Origin of the sequence: Kitasatospora sp. MBT63, from assembly GCF_000710465.2 — a bacterium.
Classification (GTDB): Bacteria; Actinomycetota; Actinomycetes; order Streptomycetales; family Streptomycetaceae; genus Kitasatospora.
Map to the genome: position 1 here is coordinate 1 of NZ_JAIZ01000720.1, position 3,426 is coordinate 3,426.

Annotated in this window: 1 protein-coding gene; it reads right to left on the minus strand. The window is 76.8% G+C overall.

The annotated features are described in order from the left end of the window. On the minus strand, nucleotides 1-3,426 hold a 3,426-nt coding region (locus AA75_RS50280; protein ID WP_158515632.1), incomplete at both ends, for a non-ribosomal peptide synthetase.

Sequence of the window (3,426 nt, forward strand, 5' to 3'; positions counted from 1 at the left end):
GGGGCGCAGCGCTGCGGCAGGGCGTCGGCCTGCGGCAGGGTGTCGGCCTGCGGGTCGTCGACCACCAGGACCCGGGCCGGTCCGGCCCACTCGGCGCAGTGGTGGTCGGCGTCGACGGCGCGGTCGGTGAGCAGTACGGTGGCGCCGGCCTCCCGGATCAGCAGGCTCATCCTGGACGCCGGGTAGCGGGTGTTCAGGGGCACGTAGTAGCCGCCGGCGCGGACCACCGCCAGCAGGGAGACCACCAGGTCCGCGGAGCGCTGCTGGAGCACGGCGACGGCCCGTTCGGGTCCGGTCCCCAGCCGCACCAGCCGGGCGGCCAGGGCGTCCACCCGGGCGTCGAGCTGGGCGTAGGTCAGTTCGGTGCCGCCGGCGACCAGCGCGGTCGCGTCGGGGGTGCGGCGGACCTGGGCCGCGAAGAGTTCGGCGAGGCCGGTGTCCGGGAGTTCGCCGGCGGTGTCGTTCCAGGCCGCCAGCTGGGCCAGTTCGGCCTCGTCCAGCAGGTCGAACCGTCCGATCGGCAGTTCGGGGTCGGCGGTGACGGCCCGCAGCAGGGCCAGCAGCCGGCGGACCATCCCGGCCGCGGTGGCGTGGTCGAACAGGGCGAGGTCGTACTCCAGGTCGCCGTCCACGCCGGCCGGTGCGTGGTCGCCGTCGCGGTGCTCGACCAGGTTGACGGTGAGGTCGAACTTGGCGACGCCGAGGGCGACCGGTTCCCGGGCGACGGTGAGCCCCGCCAGCCGGGCCTTCGGCTCGGACTCCTGGTAGGAGAGCACCACCTGGAACAGCGGGTGGCGGGCGGCCGAGCGGGCCGGCTGGAGGCGTTCCACCACCCGGTCGAACGGCACGTCCTGGTGGGCGAAGGCGTCCAGGGCGGCGCCGCGGACCCGGGTCAGCAGCTCGGCGAACGGCAGGTCGCCGGACGCGCCGTCCCCGCCGGGCCCGGCGGAGGTGTCCACCCGGACCACCACCGGGTTGACGAAGAAGCCGACCAGGGCGTCGAGTTCCGGCTCGTCCCGGCCGGCGGTCGGGCAGCCGATCGGGATGTCGGTGCCCGCGCCGAGCCGGGTGAGCAGCGCCGCGAGGGCGGCCTGCAGCACCATGTGGACGGTGGCGCCGCGCTCGCGGGCCAGCCGCTCCAGCCCGGCGTGCAGGTCCGGGCCGATGGTGAGCGGGACCGAGCCGCCGCGGTGGCGGGCCACCGGCGGCCGGGGGTGGTCGTAGGGCAGCTGGAGCTGGTCGGGCAGGCCGGCGAGGGCCCGTTCCCAGTGGCCGAGCTGACGGCTGCTCACCGAGGCCGGGTCGTGCTCGCCGCCGAGCAGTTCGCGCTGCCACCGGGCGAAGTCGGTGTACCGGACCGGCAGCGGCTCGAAGCGCGGGGCGCGGCCCAGCGAGCGGGCCGAGTAGGCGGTGGCCAGGTCGCCGAAGAGCGGGCGCAGGGACCAGCCGTCGCCCGCGATGTGGTGCAGCACCAGCAGCAGGACGTGGCTGCCGTCGTCCACGGTGAACAGGTGGGCCCGCAGCGGGATCCCGGTGTCGAGGTCGAAGGGCTCGCGGGCGGCGTCGGACAGTGCCCGGGCGAGGCCGTCGGCGGCCACCGCGGTCGCGGACAGCAGGCCGGGCACGGAGTCCGGGGCCAGTACCTCGGGCCGTGGCCCGTCGGGACCGGCCGGGTAGCGGGTGCGCAGGGTCTCGTGGCGGCCCAGGACGTCGGTCAGGGCGGTGTGCAGGGCGGTGCGGTCCAGCGGGCCGGTCAGCCGCAGCGCGATCGGCAGGTTGTAGGTGGGGGCGCGGCCCTCGACCTCGCGCAGCACCCACATCCGCTGCTGGGCCGGCGACATCACCGGGGCGCCGTCCTGCGGGCCGGTACCGGCCCGCAGCAGCGGCCGGGTGCCGTCGCTGCGCCGGGCGAGCCGGGCCAGGCCCGCGGGCGTGGGTTCGGCGAACAGGTCCTGGATGGTCAGGTCGACGCCGAGTTCGGTCCGGGCCGCGGACAGCAGCCGGTTGGCGGTCACGGAGTGCCCGCCGAGGGTGAAGAAGTCGCCGCGCGGCCCGACCTCGGCGACGCCGAGCGCCCGGGCGAACAGGCCGCACAGCAGACCGGCGAGCGGCCCGGTGTCGCCGTCCGCGGTGTGCCCGGCGGCGGCCGCGGCGGGGGCGGGCAGGGCGGCGCGGTCGAGTTTGCCGTTGACGGTGAGCGGGATCGCGTCCAGCGTCGTGAACGAGGCCGGCACCAGGTGGGCCGGCAGCACGGCGGCCAGCTCCCGGCGCCAGCCCTCCGGGTCGGGGGCCGTGCCCCGGGCGGGGACGGCGTAGGCGGCCAGCCGCCGGTCGCCCGGCCGGTCCTCGCGGACGGTCACGGCGGCCTGGGCGACCGAGGGCAGTGCGGCGAACGCCGCCTCCACCTCGCCGAGTTCGATCCGGAAGCCGCGGATCTTCACCTGCTGGTCGCCGCGGCCGAGGTACTCCAGGGTGCCGTCGGTGCGGAGCCGGACCAGGTCGCCGGTGCGGTACATCCGGGCACCGGTGTCGGCGGCGGGCGCGAACGGGTCCGCGACGAACCGCTGGGCCGTCAGGGCCGGGCGGTTCAGGTAGCCGCGGGCCAGGCCGGGACCGGCGACGTACAGCTCGCCGGTGGTGCCGGGCGGGACCGGGCGCAGCGCGCCGTCGAGCACGTGGGCGCGCAGGTCGGCCAGCGGCGCGCCGATGGCGCCCGGGGTGGCGTCGGGCCCGTCGAGGGCGGTGTGGGTGACGTGCACGGTGGTCTCGGTGATGCCGTACATGTTGGACAGCAGGGTGCGGTGGCCGTGCCGGGCGTACCAGTCGCGCAGCCGGGCGGCGTCCAGCGCCTCGCCGCCGAGGACGACGTGCCGCAGCGCGGACAGGTCGGCGGGGCGGGCGCGGTCCCGGTCGGCCTCGATCAGCTGGTAGAAGGCGGAGGGGGTCTGGTTGAGGACGGTGACCCGCTGCTGCTCCAGCAGGTCGAGGAACTCGCCCGGGGAGCGGCTGACGGTGTACGGGACGACCACCAGGCGTCCGCCGTGCAGCAGCGGGCCCCACAGCTCCCACACCGAGAAGTCGAAGGCGTAGGAGTGGAAGAGGGTCCACACGTCCGCCGGTCCGAGGTCGAGGTGCCGGCGGGCGGCGGTGAACAGCCGTACCACGTTGTGGTGCGGGACGACGACGCCCTTGGGCACCCCGGTGGAGCCGGAGGTGTGGATCACGTACGCGGGGTGGTGCGGGTCGAGCCCGACCTGCGGGTCGGTGTCCGGGTACGGGCTGCGCGCCTCGTCCTCCAGCGCGACGGCGACGGTGCCGGGCGGGGCGGAGACCGGGGCGGGCCCGGCGGTGACCAGGACGGCGGGGGCGGCGTCGGCCAGGGTGCGGGCGAGCCGTTCGGCGGGGTAGTCCGGGTCGAGCGGCAGG